Raw genomic sequence first — 20221 nt, 5'->3', positions numbered from 1 at the left:
GCACCCGCGCGCCGCTTTCCCGTACCACTCACCGGCCTTCCCCTGCCTCGGCCGCACCCGGCCGGTCGACTTCCCCCTGCACGCCCGGCACTTGAGATCCCCGAACCCGCAGGACTCTACATCCACGTAGATATACGTACAGTCGCCGCACTCGACTCAGCACGCTCTGCGGCCTCACGCGTCACAGAAGCGGCGGCGCCGGCGGCCGGAAGGGAGGATCCTCGGGAGGCCTCAGCTTGACGTTTGACCTCGACAAGATCGTCTCTTGCCGGGGTCAAACGTCATGCTCAGTCGTTCCCGTCGCTCTTCGCCCGGCGCAGCAGCTCACGCGGCAGCCGCTCGTCGTCCTGCTCCAGGGAGGTGACGGAACCGGCGAGTAGCGCCTCGCGGTCGCTCTCGCCGTCCAGTACCCGGCGCATCCGGTGCGTGGCCGGTCCCGCCCGGTCCGAGGCCGGGGTCGCCATCGCCGGAGTCGGCCGGTGACGACGTCGAGGCCCCCTGCTCGCCGGTGAACGCCCGTCGGGTGCGGGACCCGTCCGCAGATCCATGTCGACCCCGGCCGGCGGACCCTCGGAGAGGCGACTCGGCGGGGCGCCTCTCGCGCGCGGCGGGGCCCGGCTTACCGTACGGGGAGAGCACGATCAGCCCGGGAGTTCGCATGGCCGGTAGCCGCCGGAAGAGACCCGTCGAAGCCTTCGAGGCCATCGAGCCGCCGGGCAACGCCGAACTGGTCCTCGGTGTGCTGGCGGTGACGGCCGTGGTGGAGGTCCTCGGGCTGCTGTCCGGGTCCGAGGTGTGGCTGCTCGGGCTGCTGGTGTTCCTGCCGGGAACGGCGTCGGCGCTGTGCACGGTCCGGCAGACGGCTTTCGTCGCCGCGTGGACCACGCTCGTCGTCACCACCACCGCCGTGGTGCGCAACGTCGACGCGGACCGGTGGATCGACCGGCTCCTGCTGGTGCTGCTCACCCTGACCCTGGGCGTGGCCTCGGTGTACGCCTGCCACCGGCGGATCAGGCGCGAGCTGGAGATGCTGCGGCTGCGCTCCACGGCCGCCGCGATGCAGCGGCACATCCTGCATCCGCTGCCCCTGATCACCGACGACGTCCTGGTCAACGGCGTCTACGAACCCCTCCAGGAGGACCGGCTCGTCGGCGGGGACATCTACGACGTCGTCGCCTCGCCCTGGGGAACCCGGGTACTGATCGGGGACGTACAGGGCAAGGGGCTGGCCGCCGTGGGGACCGCGTTCGCCGTGATCGGCACCTTTCGCGAGGCGGCCTACCGCGAGCCCACGCTCACCGCGCTCGTCGACGCCCTGGACGCCGCCGTCGTCCGCCACAACTCCTACGCCGAACACACCGGCGACGACGAACGCTTCGTCACCGCCCTCGTCCTCGGCGTCGACACGGACACCGACGAGGTGCAGGCCGTCAACTGCGGGCACGTCCTGCCGTACGTGATGCACGAGGACACGGTCACCACGGCGGTGCTCGACTCCGGCGTCCCGCTCGGGCTCGCCGAACTCGCCCTGGAACCCACGACCGTGGACTGGTTTCCGTTCCCGGACGGCGCGACGCTGCTGCTGAGCACCGACGGTCTCACCGAGACCCGCGCCGCAGACGGCACGTTCTACCCGGTCGACGAACGCCTGACGCAGCACCTCGACCTCTCCCCCACCGACCTGCCGCGGGCCCTGTACGAGGACGCCCGCGCATACGCGGGCGGCGGCGGCCGGCGCGACGACGTCGCCGTCCTGACCGTGCGCCGGTCACCCCGTCAGTCAACTACCCGGCCGTGAACGACCGGGCTTGCTGCTCGAGTCGTCACTGGCGGTGTTGGGTCTCGGCTGCGTCCAGCTCTCACGCGATGAGGGCGAGGGCAGGGGCCTGTGACTCACCCCCGCGAACCCACGCCATCCAGCCTCGGGCTGCGATGTTGTGGGACGGGTTCAGATCCGCGTGCTCAACGAAGCCGCAGGCTCTGCAGGTGGAGACGGCCTGGGATGGCCGGTTCCTTCGTTCGGTGTGATGGCACCGGGAGCATTCCTGGCTGGTGTACGCCGGGTTGATGTACACCACAGGGACGCCGGAGCGCTTCGCCTTGTAGGCGATGAAGGTACCCGGTACGGGCGCTGGTCACGGTTGGGCCCGTACGCGCCGCCGTGGCCCGGCGCGCTCCGGGACGCTGTTGGTCCGCTCCGGGTCCGGGCCCTCGCTCAGGCCGCGTCGGCGACCGGCCGCGCGCCCTCGTGGTCGTCTCGCTCGGGCTGGGGCTCCGTCGGCGGAACCGGCGGAACAAGGGCCAGGTGGCGCTTGCGGTGGGCGTGACGCGCGGGCTGCTTGAGCAACCACTCCTCATAGCGTCCCAGTACCAGTAGCAGGCACATCAATCCCGGCGGCAGCAGGAGGGCGGCGACGACCATGACGACTCCTCTCGGGAAGCTCCTTCCTGCGGGTAGCCCCCGCCCTGGCGGACACAACGGTCAAATCGTGAAGGAAACGTGAGTATTGCGTGCAGACGACCTGTCGCGGTCAGTCGTGGACCAGTTGGTCGGCGAGGCGGTGGGCCTGGGCGAGCAGCGTTCCGTAGGTCACCAGCGCGTCGGGGTCGTCCGTCGCGACGCCCGGCAGCTGTCGGCGGAACGCGTCGAGCGTGCGGTGCAGTTCTCCGACCGCCTCGCGCAGCGCCCGCGCGGCGGAGTCGTCGTGGCCGCTCGGGGCGAACCGGGTCCCGTGGTACAGCCGGATGGCACGTGCGGTGTGGCGCAGGAAGGTGGCGTAGGAGCGGGTGATCCCCGCGCTCGGCAGGGCCGCCCTGCCGCTCTGGTCCACGGTCTCCCACACCGTCCGGGTCACGCCCGCGGTGTGGACGGCTACGTAGTCGAGGACGACCAGCGCGTCGGCGTACGTCTCGCCGGGCGGGGCGACGGCGTGCGTGCGGCGCCCCCGCGGGTTGACACGCATGCTCTCCCGGCTCCAGCCGATCGCCGACCGGGCCTGCTCGACCAGACGGCCCAGCCGCAGCGCGCGCTCGTGCCAGTCCCCGGCCTCCTGCTCGTCCCACTCGCCGGTGTCCAGTCCGTCGGCCACCGAGTCCAGGATGTCCTGGGCCTCTCGGGTGGCGTCCTCCAACGCGGAGCGGGTGTCGCGCAGGTACACGGGAGGCCGGACGAACGCGTTGACCGCGACGCCGACCACCGCGCCGAAGACCGCCTCGGCGATGCGGGCGGCCGACGCGGCGACGGTGACCGGGCCACTGCTGGTCAGCACGAAGAGCGCGCCGGTGGCGGCGTAGACACCCTGGCTTCCCAGGCGCTGCCACTGCCCCAGCAGCAGCACCGTCGGCAGGACGAGGGCCATCGTGACCAACGAGTCGTCGAGCACCAGCCCCAGCGCGGTCGCCACCACCGTACCCACCGCGATCGCCGCGAGCTGCTGCATGCCGTGGGCGAGCGACCGGTACACCGTCGACTCCACGAGGACGACCGCCGCCCAGGGCGCCACGAACGCCATCGGAGCCGCGAGCCACCAGCCCGCCACCGCCCACGCCAACCAGGCGGCCAGCGCCGCTTTGCCGGCCTGTGCCATCAGGTCCCGCTCACGGCCCGGCCCCTCCCACGCCAACCGCACCGTCTGTACGGCTGCCGCGCCGCGTCGCCGAACCTCCCGTACCGTCCTGCCAGTCCATTCCATGACACACCAAGTGCCACGGCAGGGACGGGAGGCACCCACCGAACCGCGACTTCGCCGCGGACGAAACCCGATCACCTGTCGAAGATCATGGCGTGACCGCTGCCGTGGCGGGCACGCGGTACGTGCGAACACGGCGCGGCACGAGCAGTCCGCACCACAGGCCACCTGCGAGCCCTCACCGCCCCGTGACTCGGACAAGCAGCGGCAGCCCCGGCCCGTTAGGCCGACATCCGCCCCGCACCGCGCCGCGCCACCGGGCGGACCACCAGCCCATGCCGCGCGACGGTCTGGCGCGCACCGGCAGCGAGGCACCGCTGTGCCGCGCGGCGCAGCCGGAAGAGCTCGCGCCGGCCTACGTCCATCTGGCCTCCGACGCCGACTCCGGCTACACGGTCGGCGAGGTCATCGCCGTGACCGGCTGCAGCGTCGGCACCCGATGACCTGCGGCCGGGGGGCACGGTCGGCCGTCGCGCGCGGAACTCGTGCCATCGCCTCGCCACGCACCCCTGGCAGAGGGATCCGGCCACGTACGCGGTCAGGCGGGTGCCCCGGCGCTTTGGTGGCGTCCGCGTGTCAGGCTGGGGAGGGCGGCTTCGGCTGACGGGAGGCGGATGTGGAGGTCGGTGTGGACTGGGAGCGGTTCGCGTTGCAGATGGCGTCGCTGGCGCGGGATCTGCTGGCGCGGGATTCGGTGGACACCACGCTGGAGCGGATCACCTCCTCGGCCACCGAACTGGTGGCGGGCTGTGACGCGGCCGGCATCCTCGTGCTGCACGGCACCCGGGTGGAGACCCTCGCCCCCACCCACCCGCTGGTCACCGACAGCGACCGGCTGCAGGAACACCTGGGCGAGGGCCCCTGCTTCGACGCCGCCCGCAGCTCACACGGCGAGCGGGTCTTCCGCATCGCCGACCTCACCGACGAACCGCCCCGCTGGCCCGCCTACGCCCCCCGGGCCCGCCAGCTCGGAGTGGGCAGCATGATGGGCTTCCTGCTGTTCACCGAGGACGAAGAACTCGGCGCACTGAATCTCTACTCCTACAAGCCGGGTGCGTTCGGTGAGGTCAGCGAGTTGGCGGGCTGGCTGCTGGCCTCCCACGCGGCGGTGGCCTTCTCCAGCGCCCGTACCCACGCCCAGATGGAACACGCCGTCGCCACCCGCCATGTGATCGGGGAGGCCATGGGCATCCTCATGGGCAGCCACCACCTCACCGAGGACCAGGCCTTCGGCGTACTGCGCCGCTACTCGCAGGAGAACAACATCAAACTCCGCGAGATCGCCCGCCGCGTCTGCGAACACGGCAGCCTCTGACCACCCCCGGCGGGCGGCTCCCCCGGCACACAGTCAGAACCAGAGAAGCCTGGCCGAACCGGCCCCCAGGGGAACGCCGCCGTATCCGGCCTTCCCATCAAGTCCCCCCGCCCCGCCTCCCCACACCTGCGAGGCACGACGCGCTCACCGCTCGGGCGCCTCGGCAGGAACCGCGCCGCCGCCCGACGCCGACGTCGCCGGAGCGATCACCGACCGCACCATGGACCTCCGCGATGGCCGAGCGGCCGGTCCACACCATCACAGCGCCGGGAGGCGAGCATGAACCGCGAGCGGAACACTTCGCTGTCGCGTGGACGTGCTCAGGCTTCTTCCTCGACCTCGACGGCCTGGCCAGCGCCGACCGGCGCGGCGCGGTGGATCTCGACCTGGACGAGCGGGGCCGGCGAGGAGACCACCGTGAGTCCGGCCTCGGCGGGGGTGACGGAGCACTGTCCCGGCTGGATCTGGTGACGTGTTGCCGCGGCCGTCGAGGAGGCGCTGCTCAGGCTGCTGGAGTGACGCGGCGTCACCGCGGTTTGGGCTCCTCGCCGCTGGGAACCCGTGGAGCGCACATGAGGAAGCGGCGCTGTGCAGCCCGTCGAAGGGCTGTCCGGCCCAGGATCGGAAAGAAGATGAGGCGTCGTGAGCACGCACACCGTCGAGAAGCTCGTCGTCCGCGAGAGCGGCTGGGCCAAGGCCCGGCATCGACGCGGGAAGGGTGTGCGCCTGTGCCTTCCCGCCCTCACGGGAAGGCACGGCCCCCGTACGGCGGAAACCGAGGCGGACTCGAACATCGTCAGGGGTGACGACTGACCCCCGGCGGCGGACGAATCCAGAAAGGCCGGCGGGGACAGGCTGAACTGTCCCCGCCGGCCTTTTCCCGCCTGCCCCGTACGGGTGGTCAGTCGTCCTTTCCACGGCCGGTCAGCGCGTCGCGCATCCGGTCGACGAGGCCCATGCCGGGGGCGAGCAGCCTGTTGGCCGGAGGGGTGTCCGGGGCCGCCGGGTGGGGCCGGGTCGGCGCCGTCTTCTTGGCCGTGCGCACCTTCTCGCCCAGGCTGTTCAGTGCGTCCGCCGAACAGGACTCGCGCAGCCGGGGGAAGAGGTTGTCCTCCTCGTCCTGGATGTGCCTTCTGATCTCCGTCATCAGCTGCGTGATCAGCCGGTCGAACTCGGGGTCGTCAGCCTCGCACCGCTCCAGCTCCTTCATGGTCCGCTCGGCCTCGGCGTGGTCCTCGAGTTCCCGGTCGGCGACCGTGTCACCGTCCGGGACGTGCTCACGGACCGCCGGGTAGAGATACGCCTCCTCGGCGATCGAGTGACGCACCAGCTCGATGGTGACCTTGTCCGCGTACTGCTTGCGCTGCGGGTCACCGGAAGGCAGTGCCTCGATCTCGCCGAACATCTCCTCCACTTCCTGGTGGTCCGTGGTCAGTTCGGCGATGACGTCTCCGCCGTGTCCCATGTCCTTCGCTCCTCTCCTGCCGCTTTCCCTGCCCGTTCCGACAGGGTCCTCTGCGGGGTCAGTGAATCCCCTCCGCCTCCGCATCCGAGGTATTGACGTCACGGAGGAGCGGGCGGCCCGATCGGCCGACCGAGGCCGCCGCTCCCATGACCTGCGCCGTTCCCTCTCGGGCAGGCCCCGGCCCGGCGTTCCGGGGCCTGCCAGCGCGTACCCACGAACGGCCCAGCCTCGCGGCTCGGCCGCTCACGGCAGCCGGCCGTGTACCGGAACCGCGGCCGACCGCAACCGCCGGGGACGACTCCGCATGAGTCACGATCTATGGGGAACTTCGTGCGCATGCCCCTCACGCAACGATGTCGGCAATGTGGCCGGGGGCCGCAGGCCCGCACCGGTCGCGAGCCGGACCAGTAGATGTGAAACTCGTTTCTCGGGCGTCCTCCGCCGACGGTGCGCATCCAGCCCACCGGCCCGACGCCGACGCGGAGGAACGACGCCGGGGTACTCCATCCCTCCCCGGCATCCCTCGCCCGTCCCGCGCGGGGCGACCACGCCCGGGAGCCCCCACCACAGCGTCGTGGTGGCCGTTCCCCCGGGACTCCGCGCCGGACCACTGATCCCCGCAGGCCGCCTGCAGCGGCGCGCCGTCATGCCGGCGTGCTCCCAGGAGGCGCTACGCCGTCGCCGCGTACGGAGGAGATCGTCATGACCACCGTCTTCTCACCGAACTGGCAGCACGCAGTCGTCACCGGCGGTGCCGGTTTCGTCGGTTCACACCTGTGCACAGCCCTGTTGGACTCGGGGGTGGACGTCACCTGCGTCGACGACCTCAGTACCGGCCGTCTAGACAATGTCGCCACGCTCCGTGACCGTCCCGGATTCACCGCGCTGGAGGCCGACGTCGCGGAGGGGATCCCGGTCGAGCGGCCACCCGACCTGATCCTGCACTTCGCGTCCCCGGCGTCCCCCGCCGACTATCTGCGACTGCCCCTGCACACGATGGACACCGGCAGCCTGGGCACCCGTCACGCCCTGGAACTCGCCCACGCGTCCGGAGCACGCTTCGTCCTCGCCTCCACGTCGGAGGTGTACGGAGACCCCCAGGAGAATCCGCAGGACGAGCGTTACTGGGGCCATGTGAACCCCGTCGGGCCACGGAGTGTGTACGACGAGGCCAAGCGCTTCGGTGAGGCGCTGACCACCGCCCACGCCGACGCCAAGGGCACCGACACCGGCATCGTGCGCCTGTTCAACACCTACGGCCCGCGCATGCGTGGGCACGACGGCCGCGCCGTACCGACGTTCGTCCGGCAGGCGCTCGCCGGCGAGCCCCTCACGGTCACCGGGGACGGGCGGCAGACCCGCTCGCTGTGCTACGTCGACGACACCGTACGCGGTGTGCTCGCGGCGGCTGCCCACGGCATGCGCGGCCCCGTGAACATCGGCAATCCCGGCGAGATCACCATGCTCGACCTGGCTCGCCTGGTCATCGCCCTCACCGGGTCCGACTCCGAGATCCGCTTCGTCGAACGCCCCACCGACGACCCGGCGTTGCGCTGCCCGGACATCACCCTGGCCCACGACAAGCTCGGTTGGGAACCACAGGTCACGCCCGTGGAGGGGCTGCGCCGCACGATCGCTTGGTTCCGCGCCGAGGCGGAGAACGCGGCGGCGCCCCCACCGCGCTGACCCCCGGCCCGCGGGCCCGGCGCCGGACCGCCCCGTCTGCCCTCGCGCGCCCGGCACCGGCGTCACTCCCTCGGCGAAAGGTTCTGCCCCTGATGCGCATTCTCGGAATCAACGCGCTGTTCCACGACCCCGCCGCCGCGCTCCTGATCGACGGCCGCACCGTCGCCGCCGCCGAGGAGGAACGGTTCTCCCGGCGCAAACACGGGAAACGACCGGTGCCCTTCGCCGCCTGGGAGATGCCGGAGAAGGCCGCCGCGTGGTGCCTGACCCGGGCGGGCCTGCGTCCCCAGGACCTCGACGCGGTCACCTACTCCTACGACCCGCGACTCGCCCGGCCGGCCCAGGACATGGGCCTCGACGACCCGTGGGACCACCTGCGGCAGACGTACGCGCGGGAGGCCCCGGGGTTCCTGCGGGCAGCCCTGCCCGGACTGGACCCCGGCATCGTCCGATTCGTACCGCACCACATGGCCCACGCCGCGTCGGGCGCGTTCGCCGCACCGGATGCCGGGGACTCCTCCGTGCTGGTGCTGGACGGCCGCGGCGAACGCGCCTCGCACCTGGCCGCACGGCGCGTCGGCGACCGTCTGGAACCCCTGTACGCGCAGGACCTGCCCCATTCCCTCGGGCTGGTGTACGAGGAGTTGACCGAACATCTGGGGTTCCTGCGCTCCTCCGACGAGTTCAAGGTGATGGCCCTCGCCTCGCACGGCACCCCGCGCATGCTGTCCGAACTGCGCAGACATGTGCAGCCCACCGGCGACGGCGGGTTCCGTGCCACGAACGTGCCCTGGCACGAGCTGTGCCCGCCGCGCGGCCCGGACGAGCCGTGGACGCGGGAGCACGCCGATGTCGCGGCCAGTGCCCAGGCCGTCCTGGAGGAGACCCTGCTGGACCTCGTGCGCTGGCTGCACGGGAGGGCTCACGACAGCACACTGACCCTCGCCGGAGGCGTCGCCCTGAACTGTGTCGCCAACTCCCGGATCGCGGATGAGGGCCCCTTCTCCCGGGTGTGGGTGCAGCCGGCCGCCGGGGACGCCGGGACCGCGCTGGGCGGCGCGCTGCTGCTCGCGGCGGTCGGGGGTGAGGAACCCGAGCCCATGCCGGGCGCGGATCTGGGCCGGGACTGGTCGGACGCCGAACTCGGGGCCTGGCTGAAAACGGCGGGAGTGCCCTTCGAGCGGCCGGCGGACATCGCCGCGACGGTGGCCCGGTCGCTGGCGGACAACGACATCGTCGCCTGGTTCCAGGGCCGCTCCGAGTACGGGCCGAGGGCACTCGGACACCGCTCCCTGCTCGCCCACCCCGGGCACGCGGGCAACCTGGAGCGGCTCAACGACGTCAAGGGCCGCGAGCAGTTCCGGCCGGTGGCGCCGATGGTCCTCGCCGACCGGGCCGGGCAGATCTTCGACGGCCCGCTGCCGAGCCCGTACATGCTGTTCGTGCACGACGTGGCTCCCGAGTGGCGTGAGCGGATCCCCGCCGTCGTGCACGTCGACGGGACGGCCCGCATCCAGACCGTGGACGCCGCGCGGGAGCCGCTGGTGGCCCGCGTGCTCAGCGCCTTCGAGGAGCTGACCGGACTGCCCGTGGTGGTCAACACCAGTCTGAACACCGCGGGCCGGCCCATGGTCGACGATCCCCGGGACGCGCTGGAGTGCTTCGGCTCCTCCTCCGTCGACCTGCTGGCGATCGGCCCGTACGCGGTGCGGCGGCAAGGCCTCTTCGGCAGCGGCGACGAGGGAGCGGCCCGATGAAGGACTTCACCCGGCAGCGGTCCGGACACCTCGCGGACCGGACCGGCTCCGGTGACGGGAGCGGCGCGTACGCCGTGGCGATCCCGACGCTGGGGCGCCCGAGTCTGCGGGTGTGTCTGCGCGCGCTGGCCCTGGCCGAGGGACCGGCTCCGGTCCGGGTCGTCGTCGTCGACGACCGTCCCGAGCCGGACGGCGTGCCACTCGACTCCGAGATCCCCCGTCCCTGCGGGACGTCACGACCCTGGTGAAGGGACGCGCCGAAGGGCCGGCCGCCGCGCGCAACACCGGTTGGCGGGCGGCCGGCCGCGTGCCCTGGATCGTCTTCCTGGACGACGACGTGGTGCCCGGCCCGTCCTGGGCGGACGACCTCGCGCTGGACCTGGCCGCCGCGCCGCCCGAGAGCGCCGGGGTCACCGCCCGGATCGAGGTACCGCTTCCGGCGGGGCGACGGCCCACGGACTGGGAGCGCAACACGGCGGGGCTGGCCACGGCCCGGTGGATCACCGCCGACATGGCGTACCGGAGGGAGGCGCTGGAGTGGGTCGGCGGCTTCGACGAGCGGTTCCGGCGGGCCTTCCGGGAGGACGCCGACCTCGCGCTGCGCGTCCTGGGCGCCGGCTGGACGCTGACCTCCGGGAATCGCCGTACGCGGCACCCGGTGCGCCCGGCGGGCCGCTGGACCTCCGTACGGCTCCAGGCGGGCAACGCCGACGACGTGCTGATGGCGCGGCGGCACGGCCGTGACTGGTGGGAACGGGCCGGAGCGCCACGGGGGCGCCTGCCCGGCCACCTGGCGGTGACCGCGCTCGCGGCGGCCTCCCTGAGCTGCGCCGTCCGGGGACGGCCGCGCGCCGCCGCGGCCTGTGCCGCCGGCTGGCTGGCGGGCACCGCGGAGTTCGCCCTGGCGCGGATCACGCCGGGCCCCCGCACCCGGGACGAGATCGTCACCATGGTGCTGACCAGCGTGCTCATTCCGCCCGCCGCCGCCTGGCACCGGCTGCGCGGTCAGCTCACGCACCGGGGACGGCCCCGTTCCGCCCGCCCGCGTCCACGGTGCGGGCGGCCCATGAGGAAGGCGCGCGGTCATGATCGCGGTGTGGGGGCACGGTTTCGCGCCCTGGCTGTTCGGCCCCACCGGTCACCGGCCGCCGACGGCGGAAGCGGCCGGGACCGCCCTCCCGGGGGCCGTCCTCTTCGACCGGGACGGCACCCTGGTGGCCGACGTCCCCTACAACGGTGACCCCGAGCGGGTCGAGCCCATGCCCTCGGCGCGGGAGGCCGTCGCGGCCGTGCGCGCGCGGGGCGTCCCGGTCGGCGTCGTGAGCAACCAGTCGGGTGTCGCCCGGGGCCTGCTGACGTACCGGCAGGTCGCCGCCGTACGGCAGCGGGTGGAGGAGTTGCTCGGCCAGTTCGACGTGTGGGCGGTGTGCCCGCACGGGCCGGACGACGAGTGCCCCTGCCGCAAGCCCGCACCCGGTCTCGTGCTCGCCGCCTGCGACCGGCTCGGCGTGCGGGCCCGGCGCACCGCCGTCATCGGGGACATCGGCGCCGACCTGGCCGCCGCCCGTGCCGCGGGCGCGCGCGGGGTGCTGGTACCGACACCCGTGACCCGGCGTGCGGAGATCGCCGCCGCCGACCGTGTCGCCGACGACCTGCTGGGCGCGGTGCGGCTGCTGCTCGGCCCGGAACTCGGTGCCGGCCCCGCGCGAGCCGTGGCCTCGGGAGGCCGGCGATGAACACCTACGCTCCCCTGCCCCGCACCCTCGTCGTGCGGCTGGACAGCGCCGGTGACGTGCTGCTGGCAGGTCCCGCCGTCCGCGCGGTGGCCGCCGGGTCCTCCCACACCGCGCTGCTGTGCGGCTCTCAGGGGGTCGCGGCCGGGCACCTGCTGCCGGGCGTGGACGAGGTGATCGAGTACGACGCCCCCTGGGTGGGGCTGAAACCCCCGGCGGTGTCACGGGAGGTGACGGACCGGCTGCTCCGGGAGCTGTCGGCCCGGCGCTTCGACCGCGCACTGGTCCTCGTGTCGTACCACCAGAGCCCGCTGCCGGTGGCACTGCTGCTAAAGCTGGCCGGGGTCGGCTGGACCGCCGCGGACAGCGAGGACTACCCGGGCGTCCTGCTCGACCTGCGCCACCACCGCCTGCCGCACCGTCACGAGGTCCTGGCCGCGCTGGACCTGGCACGCGACGCGGGCTTCTCGCTGCCTTCCGGCGACGACGGGACACTGCGGGTGGAGCCGCCGCCGGACACCACACACCTGACCGGGGCCGAGCCCTACGTGGTGCTCCACCCTGGCGCGGCGGTGCCGGCGCGCGCGTGGAGCCCGGCCCGCGCGGCACGGGCCGCTGCCGCCCTGTCCGCCGCGGGTCACCGGGTGGTGGTGACCGGGGGCCGGGGCGAGCGGGACCTCACCTCCCACGTGTCGGGCGGGCACGCGCTGGACCTGGGCGGGGCCACCGATCTGCGACAGCTGGCGGGGCTCCTGGCCGGGGCTCGCGTGGTGGTGGCCGGCAACACCGGGCCGACGCATCTCGCCGCCGCGGTGGGCACCCCCGTCGTCTGTCTGTTCGCACCGGTGGTGCCGGCCGAGCGCTGGGGCCCGTACGGCGTACCGCACGTCCTGCTCGGCGACCAGGACGTCGCCTGTGCCGGGAGCCGGGCCCGGCGCTGCCCCTTGGCAGGGCACCCCTGCCTCGACGGGGTCGGCGACGGGCAGGTCCTCGCGGCCGTCACGGCACTGGGCGGCCCTCCCCGCCGCCGTACCGCCCCGCGGGGTGCCGCCGCGAGCCCGCCCCCCGGGCCGGGTGGAGACCGCGCGACGCAACGAGGAGCGACCGTATGAACATCCTGCTGTGGCACGTGCACGGCTCCTGGACCACGGCCTTCGTGCAGGGCCCCCACACCTACCTGGTTCCCGTGACACCGGACCGCGGCCCGGACGGCCTCGGCCGGGCCCGTACGTTCTCCTGGCCGGCCTCGGTGCGTGAGGTGACGCCCGAGGAGCTGCGGGAGACACCGGTGGACCTGGTGATCCTGCAACGGCCGCACGAACCGGAGCTCGCCGAGCGATGGCTGGGCGGGCGCCGTCCCGGACGGGACGTGCCCGCCGTGTACCTGGAGCACAACGCCCCGGACGGCGACGTCCCGAGCACCCGGCACCCGTTCGTCGACCGCGACGACCTGACGCTCGTTCACGTCACCCACTTCAACCGGCTGTTCTGGGACTGCGGCTCCACCCGCACCGAGGTGATCGAGCACGGCATCGTCGATCCCGGGCACCGGTACACGGGCCGGCTCGCCCGTGCGGCCGTCGTGGTCAACGAACCGCTGCGGCGCGGTCGTCACACGGGCACCGACCTGCTGCCCGCCCTCGCCGACGCGGTGCCGCTGGACGTGTTCGGCATGCGCACCGACGGCCTCGCCGCCCGGCTCGGCCTGCCGGAGGACCGTTGTCGCGGCGCCGATCTGCCCCAGAGCGAACTGCACACCGCCATGGCCGAGCGTCGCCTCTACGTGCACCCGGTGCGCTGGACGTCCCTCGGCCTGTCCCTGCTGGAGGCGATGCATCTGGGCATGCCGGTCGTGGCCCTCGCCGCCACCGAGGCCGTCGAGGCGGTCCCGCCGGGCGCGGGCACCCTCTCCACCCGGCCCGAGGTGCTGGCGAGGGCCGCACGGAACTACCTGGAGGACCCCGGAGCGGCGGCGGCCGACGGTGCGCGCGCCCGGCAGGCGGCCCTCGAACGCTACGGGCTCAAGCGCTTCCTGGACGACTGGGAGTGTGTGATGACGGAGGCGCGCTCATGAACCCGATCCTCACCCCCCTCCAGCTCGGCGGTGTCACGTCCGGCCCACGCCCCAGGTCGATCGCGCTTGTCTCGGAACACGCGAGCCCGCTCGCCGTCCTCGGCGGAGTGGACGCGGGCGGGCAGAACGTCCACGTCGCCGCGCTCGCCGGCACCCTCGCGGACCGCGGCCACGAGGTGACCGTGTACACCCGTCGCGACTCGCCGGACCTGCCGGACCGGGTTCGGATGCGTGCCGGGGTGGAGGTGTGCCATGTGCCCGCCGGCCCTCCGGAGCGGGTTCCGAAGGACGACCTGCTGCCGTACATGGGGGACTTCGGACGCCATCTGGTCCATATGTGGCGGAGACAGCCGCCGGACGTGGTGCACTCGCACTTCTGGATGTCGGGTGTCGCCTCGCTGCGTGCCGCGCGCGGGCTGGGGCTGCCGCTGCTGCACACGTACCACGCGCTGGGCACGGTGAAGCGACGGCACCAGCGACTCGCCGACACCAGCCCGCCCGGTCGCATCGCGTTGGAGCGGGACGTGGGTCTCGGCTGCGACCGGGTCGTCGCCACCTGCCGCGACGAGGTCGACGAACTCGCCCGGATGGGCGTGCCGGCGAGCCGGGTCACGATCGTGCCCTGCGGGGTGGACACCGACCTGTTCACCCCGCGCGGGCCCGTCATGGAGCACGGCCCCCTCCCTCACCGGATCCTGCAGCTCGGGCGGCTGGTTCCGCGCAAGGGCGCGGCCGTCGCCGTCACCGCCCTCGCCCTGCTCCCCGACACCGAACTCGTGGTGGCCGGCGGTCCCCCGGAGAACCGGCTCGACGACGACCCGGAGGTCCGCAGGCTGCGCGCCCTCGCCGACGAGGCCGGGGTGGCGGACCGGGTCCGCTTCACGGGCGGAGTGGCCGGCCAGGAGGTGCCTCCGCTGCTGCGCGGCGCCGACGTGGTGGTGTGCCCCGCGGACTACGAGCCGTTCGGCATCGTCCCGCTGGAGGCGATGGCCTGCGGCCGGCCGGTGGTGGCCAGCGCGGTGGGCGGGCAGCTCGACACCGTCGCCGACCCGGGCACCGGGCGGCTGGTACCGCCGCGCGACCCCGAGGCGCTCGCGCGTGCCGTGGGTGAACTCCTCGCCGACCCCGCGGCTCGCGCGGCCTGCGGGGAGACCGGCCGCCGTCGCGTGCTGCGCCGCCACTGCTGGGGCCGTGTCGCCGCGGCGACGGAGGCGGCGTACGAGGAGGTCGTCGACGCCCGGCCCGCCATGACCGGCGTGGTTTGACAGCCCCCGGAACCGAGCCCACCACGGCACCGAGACCGCCGATCCCCGAGGTCCGAAGGAGGTGCGGGTCACGCCGCCGTCCCCGTGACGCGGCACTCCCGATCACCATGACTGAATCCCCCGTATCCCCCGTACTGGACGCCGCGCACCTGCACTGCCGGTCGCTGGAACAGACGCTCGGCCGACTCCGCCGCGACGGCCTCGACCGGATCGCGCGGTGGGGCGGCCTGCTCGCCGACGTCCTCGCGACCGGCGGCAGGCTGCTGGCGGCGGGCAACGGCGGCAGCGCCGCCCAGGCCCAGCACCTGACCGCCGAACTGGTAGGCCGCTACCGGCAGGAACGGCCGGCGTACTCGGCGATCGCCCTGCACGCCGAGACCTCCAGTGTGACGGCCATCGGCAACGACTACGGCTTCGACCACGTCTTCGCCCGGCAGGTCTCCGCCCACGGCCGCCCCGGCGACCTGCTTGTGCTGCTGTCCACGTCCGGCCGCAGCGCCAACCTGCTCACCGCGGCCGTCACGGGGCGCCGGGCCGGCCTGCGGGTCTGGGCGATGACCGGGCCCTCGCCCAATCCGCTGGCCGACGCCGCCGACGAGACGCTGGCCATCGACGCCGGCAACACGGCGACCGTCCAGGAAGCACATCTGGTCGCCGTGCACCTGCTGTGCGAGTGCTTCGACGCCGCCCTCGCCGAGCCGCCGCTGGGGTTCGCCGTGGGCGCCGGGGCCCGTCACCCGGTGCCGGTCCGGGGAAGGGCGTCGTGACCGGGCCCCGGCCGCTCGTGGTCGTCGGGGACACCCTGCTCGACGAGGACATCGAGGGCACCGCCACCCGGCTGTCCCCGGACGCGCCCGCGCCCGTCGTCGACGTCACCGGCAGCCGTCGCCGCCCGGGGGGAGCCGGACTCGCCGCCGCGCTGGCTGCCGGGGACGGCCGTGGCGTGCTGCTGGTGACCGCGCTGGGGGACGACGCTGCCGGCGATGCCGTGCGCCGTGAACTGCGCGGGCGGGTCCAGCTCGTCGAACTGCCCCTGGACGGCACCCTGCCCGTGAAGACCCGGGTCATGGCGGGCGGGCGCCCCGTCGTCCGGATGGACCGGGGCGGCGGGACACCCGGCACGCCGGACGCGGCCGTGCGGGAGGCGCTGGACGGGGCTGCCGCGGTCCTCGTCGCCGACTACGGCCGGGGCACGGCGGACGCCGTACGGGACCGCCTGGCGGCCGTCGCCCCCAGGACGCCACTGGTGTGGGACCCGCACCCCAAGGGAGGCGCTCCCGTGCCCGGGGCGCGGCTCGTCACGCCGAACGCGGCCGAGACGCGTGTCCTGTGCCCCGGCGGGCGGACATCGGGGGCGGCGGATGTCGCGCGGGCCGAGCGCCGGCACACGGCGGGAGCGCCGGTGACGCAGGAGGCGGCGCGGGCGCTGCGCCGCGGCGAGGACGCCTCGCTGCGCGCGTACGCCGAGCGGGGAGCCGAGCTGGCCGACCGCTGGCGGGCCGCGGGGGTGGCGGTGACGCTGGGTGAGCGGGGCGCGCTGCTGACCAGGTCCGGCGGTGGCACGCCGATGCTGGTCCCGGCGCCCTACCGGGCCGTGGGTGACCCGTGCGGTGCGGGTGACCGCTTCGCGGCGGCGACGGTCGCGGCGCTCGCGGACGGCGCGCTCCCGGAGGAGGCCGTCCAGCGGGCGGTCGCCGAGGCCGCCGCGTTCGTCTCGGCGGGCGGTGCGGGCAACCCGGCGCTGTGGTGCGCGGAGCACGCGGCCCGGCCGGCGGACGAGCCGGGTGGCGACGCGTTCGCGCTGGCGGAGCGGGTGCGGGCGGGCGGCGGCACGGTGGTGGCCACCGGCGGCTGCTTCGACCTGCTGCACGCCGGCCATGTGGGCCTGCTGGAGAGCGCCCGGCGCATCGGCGACTGCCTGATCGTGTGCCTCAACTCGGACGCGTCCCTCGCCCGCCGCAAGGGCCCTGGCCGGCCGCTCACCCCGCAGGCCGACCGTGCCCGGGTGCTGGCGGCCCTCGGCAGCGTCGACGCGGTCGTGGTCTTCGAGGAGGACACGCCTCAGGCGCTGCTGCGGCGGCTGCGGCCCGACGTCTGGGTCAAGGGCGGCGACTACGCCGTCCGGGATCTCCCCGAGGCGGAGGTGCTGCGCGCGTGGGGCGGCCAGGCGGTCGTCCTGCCGTACCTCGTTGGCCGTTCGACCACCCTGCTGGCCCGGCGGGCCGCGCGGGCCGCCGTACCGTTCGGCCCGGCCAAGGCCGGGGGCCGGTGACCGTGATCCGCCACGACTGCCGGAGGTGGGCACACTCATGAAAGTCGGTGCACTGCGGGGGAGAGCGCGCGGGGACGTCCTCGGGTGCTCGTGCTCCGCGCGCTCGGGCTCGGCGACCTGCTCACCGCCGTACCCGCGTTGCGGGCCCTGCGACGGCATCTGCCCGGCCACGAGACGGTGCTCGCCGCGCCCGCACGGCTGGCGGCGGCGACGGCGGCGACCAGCCTGGTGGACCGGCTGCTGCCGACGTCCGCCGCCGGGCGCGCGATGCCGGCGGAGCTGGACTGGACCGGATCCCCGCCCGACCTCGCGGTGGATCTGCACGGCAACGGCCCGCCGAGCCATCTGCTGCTCCAGCGGCTGAACCCACGGCGGCTCTTCGCGTACGCGCACCCGGGGACGCCCGGTGTCCCCGGTCCGGTGTGGCGGGACGACGAGCACGAGCGGGAACGCTGGTGCCGCCTGCTCGGCTGGTACGGCATCGCAGCGGACCCCGAGTCTCTGGGCATACCGCCGCCGCCGACTCCGTCCCCGGCCCCCGGCGCGGTCGTCGTCCATCCCGGTGCCGACGCCGGGGCACGCCGCTGGCCCGGGGAACGGTTCGCGGCCGTGGCCCGGGAACTGCGGCGGCGCGGGCTGGACGTGGTGCTGACCGCGGGTGCCGGGGAGAAGGAGGCCGCCCGGTCCGTGGCCGCGGCGGCGGGGCTGCCGGTGGACACCGTGCTGGGCGGTGCGGACGGCGACCTGCCGTTCGACCGGCTGGCGGCGCTCGTCGGCGGGGCCCGCTGCGTGGTCGTGGGCGACACCGGACCGGCCCATCTGGCCACCGCGCTGGGCACGCCGTCGGTCGTCCTGTTCGGCCCGGTCGCGCCCCGGCTGTGGGGGCCGCCCGCCCGTCCCCGGCACCGCGTGCTGTGGCACCCGGCCGGCGACGACTCGGCCCGCCCCGGCGACGCGCACGGCACTCGGCCCGACCAACGCCTGCTGCGGATCACCGTCGACGAGGTCGTCGACGAGGTCGTCGACCTGCTGGCGCACGCCCCGGCCCGGCCCTGCCCGGACAACGACGGGGCCCTCGCCCCGAAGGCCTTCCGATGAGCACACACAGCCCACCGAACAGCGCCCCGGCCCACCATCCGCGCAACGGACCCGGCCCACCGCGTCCGGCCCCTCAACACACCCGGCCCGACCACCCACCCAAACCCGACCGTCCCTCACACCGCCGGTGAGGCACGGCGCGGGTCCGGGGCGTTGTCGGCGTCGGTGTGCCGCAGGCGCCCGGGGCGGCGGGCTCAGGCGGCGGTGCTCAGGCCCGGTCTCTGCGTCGCAGCGTGCCCCGCGACGACTCCCGAGTCGGAGTCGAGGTCCCGCCCCCCGTGCCCCTCAGCCTCCAGGACCACCGGCGTGGTGGCCCGGCGCCGGCGCAGAAGGGCGAAACCCGTTCCGATCGCGCCCGCGATGACGAGGCCGCCGGCCACGAGGGCGCCGCGCGCCCCGGCCAGCTCCATCAGGAGACCGAGCACCGGGGGTCCGCCGAGACCCCAGACCGTGCCGATGCTGCCCCAGACGCCGAGCACCCGGCCCCGGAGGTGGGCGGGCGGATCGGTCTGCAGGACGGTGGTGCGCGCGGTGTCGGAGACGGACTCCAGCACGGCCATCGGCAGGACGAGGACCAACAGCACGGCCAGCGACGGGGAGAGCCCGGCCACCGCCTGGAGCAGCGCTCCCCCGGCCGCCAGCAGACCGACGAGGCGTACCGACGGGCTGCGCAGCCGGGCACCGAGGACCGCGCCGAGGATGCCGCCCACGGCGAGCACGGTCGAGACCGTGCCGAACGCCCCGGCGCCGCCCGCGAGGGGTCCGGTGACGAGCACGGCCAGAGTGAGCCCGTAGTTCCGCCCGAACACCGAGCTGATCCCGGTGATCCCGGCCAGCGCGACCAGCCGGGGCCGGCGCGCGAAGAAGGCCAACCCCTGACGCACCGTCATGTCCGAGCCGTCTGCCTTCTGCTTCTGCTTCGCCCCGTCCTGGTCGGTCACACCGGCCTTGGCGGTCCCGGCATCCTGTGACACCTCCCGCGCCGGACGGAGGAACGGGATGACCGCGGCGACGAACAGGAACGACAGTCCGTTGGCGGTGTACGCGGCGGCCGTGCCGAGGAGGGTGACGGTCACGCCGGCGAGCGCGGTCCCGGCGAGCCGTCCCGCGCTGTGCACCAGCGAGCCGACACCGATGGCGGACGGCACGTCCTCCCTGCGGACGAGGTCGTTGCCGAGGAGCGCACAGGCGGGACCGTCGACCGTCGCGACGAGCCCGGTGACGGCGGCCAGCACCATCAGCACGGTCAGGTCGAGCCGGTCCAGCGTGACGAGGACGGCGGTCACGAACGCCACGGCGCCGAGCAGTGCCTGGCTGACGGCGGCCGTCACCTTCCGAGGCCAGCGGTCCACGGCCGCGCCGCCCGCGAGGCTCACGAGCAGCGCGGGAGCGGCCTGGACGGAGATGGACAGCCCGGTCGCGGCGGCGGAGCCGGTGATCTGCAGGACCAGAAGGTTCTGCACCGTGAGCTGCATCCAGGTCCCCGCGTTGGACAGGAAGTTCGCGAGGGACCACCAGCGCATGCTGGGGTACTTCAGGGACCGCCAGGGCGAGCGCGAAGCGTCCACAGGCACGGCGACGCGCGGGAGCCCGGGGGCGGGTACGGGCGCGGGCGCACGGCCCGGGGGCGAAGAAGTCACAGTGAGCTACTCGGAGACGGGTCCGTGGACTCGGGCAGGGGCAGAGGCAGGCGAGAGCACATCGGCGGGGTGTCGGAACGCCGGCTCGCTGCGCGGCGGCTCCGCCGGATCGTCCGGAGGCGGTGCCACCGGGCCGGCGTCCCACGACAGCTGTGGCGTGGGGCCGCCCCTCTCGGGCACGGCGACGCCCATCGTGGCAGACGGGGCGGGCGCGCCCCTCCGAGACG

The 20221-nt window shown here is 74.3% G+C and carries 18 protein-coding genes and 3 pseudogenes; 14 read left to right on the top strand and 7 right to left on the bottom strand.

Translation table 11 applies throughout. From position 1 onward, the window contains the following. Positions 1 to 287: 287 nt before the first annotated feature. A pseudogene (locus WBG99_RS32370) lies at positions 288 to 464 on the bottom strand (BlaI/MecI/CopY family transcriptional regulator); the annotation flags it as partial. Positions 465 to 658: 194 nt separating this feature from the next. Between WBG99_RS32370 and WBG99_RS32365 the strand changes: the two are divergent. Then, complete coding sequence (locus WBG99_RS32365; RefSeq protein WP_338899745.1) at positions 659 to 1798, top strand: PP2C family protein-serine/threonine phosphatase; 1140 nt, start codon at positions 659 to 661, stop codon at positions 1796 to 1798. Between the two features lie 61 nt (positions 1799 to 1859). Here the strand turns inward: WBG99_RS32365 and WBG99_RS32360 are convergent, their stop codons facing one another. The 3 genes from WBG99_RS32360 to WBG99_RS32350 form a co-directional block, all read right to left on the bottom strand. Next, positions 1860 to 2111: a transposase gene (locus tag WBG99_RS32360; protein WP_338900559.1), complete on the bottom strand. Its 252-nt coding sequence runs from the start codon at positions 2109 to 2111 to the stop codon at positions 1860 to 1862. 104 nt (positions 2112 to 2215) lie between these two features. Further along, complete coding sequence (locus tag WBG99_RS32355) at positions 2216 to 2422, bottom strand: hypothetical protein (protein WP_338899744.1); 207 nt, start codon at positions 2420 to 2422, stop codon at positions 2216 to 2218. A gap of 109 nt (positions 2423 to 2531) precedes the next feature. Then, a complete protein-coding gene (locus tag WBG99_RS32350) occupies positions 2532 to 3692 on the bottom strand; it encodes an aromatic acid exporter family protein (RefSeq protein ID WP_338899743.1) in 1161 nt (386 codons plus the stop codon). Between the two features lie 272 nt (positions 3693 to 3964). Between WBG99_RS32350 and WBG99_RS32345 the strand changes: the two are divergent. Both WBG99_RS32345 and WBG99_RS32340 read left to right on the top strand, forming a co-directional pair. Continuing rightward, positions 3965 to 4132, top strand: a pseudogene (locus WBG99_RS32345) (hypothetical protein); the annotation flags it as partial. 212 nt (positions 4133 to 4344) lie between these two features. Further along, positions 4345 to 5004 (top strand): GAF and ANTAR domain-containing protein, encoded by a 660-nt coding sequence (locus WBG99_RS32340; RefSeq protein ID WP_338900558.1) that lies wholly within the window; start codon positions 4345 to 4347, stop codon positions 5002 to 5004. Between the two features lie 320 nt (positions 5005 to 5324). Here WBG99_RS32340 and WBG99_RS32335 read toward each other — a convergent pair whose 3' ends face one another. Continuing rightward, positions 5325 to 5534 carry a hypothetical protein gene (locus WBG99_RS32335; protein ID WP_338899742.1) on the bottom strand — a complete coding sequence of 70 codons (210 nt, stop codon included), beginning with the start codon at positions 5532 to 5534 and terminating at the stop codon, positions 5325 to 5327. A 112-nt stretch (positions 5535 to 5646) separates the two neighbouring features. On the opposite strand from WBG99_RS32335, the gene WBG99_RS32330 reads away from it, so the two are divergent. Next, positions 5647 to 5817: a hypothetical protein gene (locus tag WBG99_RS32330; RefSeq protein WP_338899741.1), complete on the top strand. Its 171-nt coding sequence runs from the start codon at positions 5647 to 5649 to the stop codon at positions 5815 to 5817. 88 nt (positions 5818 to 5905) lie between these two features. On the opposite strand, the gene WBG99_RS32325 is transcribed toward WBG99_RS32330, so the two are convergent. Continuing rightward, positions 5906 to 6469, bottom strand: a complete 564-nt coding sequence (locus tag WBG99_RS32325; protein WP_338899740.1) for a hemerythrin domain-containing protein — start codon at positions 6467 to 6469, stop codon at positions 5906 to 5908. 702 nt (positions 6470 to 7171) lie between these two features. On the opposite strand from WBG99_RS32325, the gene WBG99_RS32320 reads away from it, so the two are divergent. The 10 genes and pseudogenes from WBG99_RS32320 to WBG99_RS32275 all read left to right on the top strand — a co-directional run bounded on the left by WBG99_RS32320 (position 7172) and on the right by WBG99_RS32275 (position 18354). Further along, positions 7172 to 8155, top strand: a complete 984-nt coding sequence (locus tag WBG99_RS32320) for an NAD-dependent epimerase/dehydratase family protein (protein WP_338899739.1) — start codon at positions 7172 to 7174, stop codon at positions 8153 to 8155. A gap of 92 nt (positions 8156 to 8247) precedes the next feature. Beyond that, positions 8248 to 9912: a carbamoyltransferase C-terminal domain-containing protein gene (locus WBG99_RS32315; protein ID WP_338899738.1), complete on the top strand. Its 1665-nt coding sequence runs from the start codon at positions 8248 to 8250 to the stop codon at positions 9910 to 9912. Further along, positions 9909 to 10933, top strand: a pseudogene (locus WBG99_RS32310) (glycosyltransferase); the annotation flags it as partial. The gene WBG99_RS32315 and the pseudogene WBG99_RS32310, both read left to right, overlap by 4 nt. Before the next feature lie 190 nt (positions 10934 to 11123). Continuing rightward, positions 11124 to 11648 (top strand): HAD family hydrolase, encoded by a 525-nt coding sequence (locus WBG99_RS32305; RefSeq protein WP_338900557.1) that lies wholly within the window; start codon positions 11124 to 11126, stop codon positions 11646 to 11648. Further along, positions 11645 to 12757 (top strand): glycosyltransferase family 9 protein, encoded by a 1113-nt coding sequence (locus tag WBG99_RS32300; RefSeq protein WP_338899737.1) that lies wholly within the window; start codon positions 11645 to 11647, stop codon positions 12755 to 12757. Before WBG99_RS32305 ends, WBG99_RS32300 begins: the two co-directional genes overlap by 4 nt. Beyond that, positions 12754 to 13719 carry a glycosyltransferase gene (locus tag WBG99_RS32295; protein ID WP_338899736.1) on the top strand — a complete coding sequence of 322 codons (966 nt, stop codon included), beginning with the start codon at positions 12754 to 12756 and terminating at the stop codon, positions 13717 to 13719. Before WBG99_RS32300 ends, WBG99_RS32295 begins: the two co-directional genes overlap by 4 nt. Continuing rightward, the gene (locus WBG99_RS32290; protein WP_338899735.1) at positions 13716 to 14984 is read left to right on the top strand and encodes a glycosyltransferase; all 1269 of its coding nucleotides are present in this window, start codon (positions 13716 to 13718) and stop codon (positions 14982 to 14984) included. The genes WBG99_RS32295 and WBG99_RS32290 overlap by 4 nt, the downstream gene beginning before the upstream one ends. 107 nt (positions 14985 to 15091) lie before the next feature. Beyond that, positions 15092 to 15751, top strand: a complete 660-nt coding sequence (locus WBG99_RS32285) for an SIS domain-containing protein (protein WP_338899734.1) — start codon at positions 15092 to 15094, stop codon at positions 15749 to 15751. After that, a complete protein-coding gene (gene rfaE2, locus WBG99_RS32280) occupies positions 15748 to 17256 on the top strand; it encodes a D-glycero-beta-D-manno-heptose 1-phosphate adenylyltransferase (protein ID WP_338899733.1) in 1509 nt (502 codons plus the stop codon). Before WBG99_RS32285 ends, rfaE2 begins: the two co-directional genes overlap by 4 nt. Positions 17257 to 17340: 84 nt before the next feature. Next, positions 17341 to 18354 carry a glycosyltransferase family 9 protein gene (locus WBG99_RS32275; protein ID WP_338899732.1) on the top strand — a complete coding sequence of 338 codons (1014 nt, stop codon included), beginning with the start codon at positions 17341 to 17343 and terminating at the stop codon, positions 18352 to 18354. Between the two features lie 194 nt (positions 18355 to 18548). Here WBG99_RS32275 and WBG99_RS32270 read toward each other — a convergent pair whose 3' ends face one another. Then, positions 18549 to 19922 carry an MFS transporter gene (locus WBG99_RS32270; RefSeq protein ID WP_338899731.1) on the bottom strand — a complete coding sequence of 458 codons (1374 nt, stop codon included), beginning with the start codon at positions 19920 to 19922 and terminating at the stop codon, positions 18549 to 18551. Positions 19923 to 20221: the final 299 nt, after the last annotated feature.

It is taken from the genome of Streptomyces sp. TG1A-60, assembly GCF_037201975.1.
In the GTDB taxonomy this organism is placed as follows: domain Bacteria; phylum Actinomycetota; class Actinomycetes; order Streptomycetales; family Streptomycetaceae; genus Streptomyces.
The sequence above is the reverse complement of the archived record's forward strand: the minus strand, read 5'-3'. Positions and strand labels throughout refer to the sequence as shown.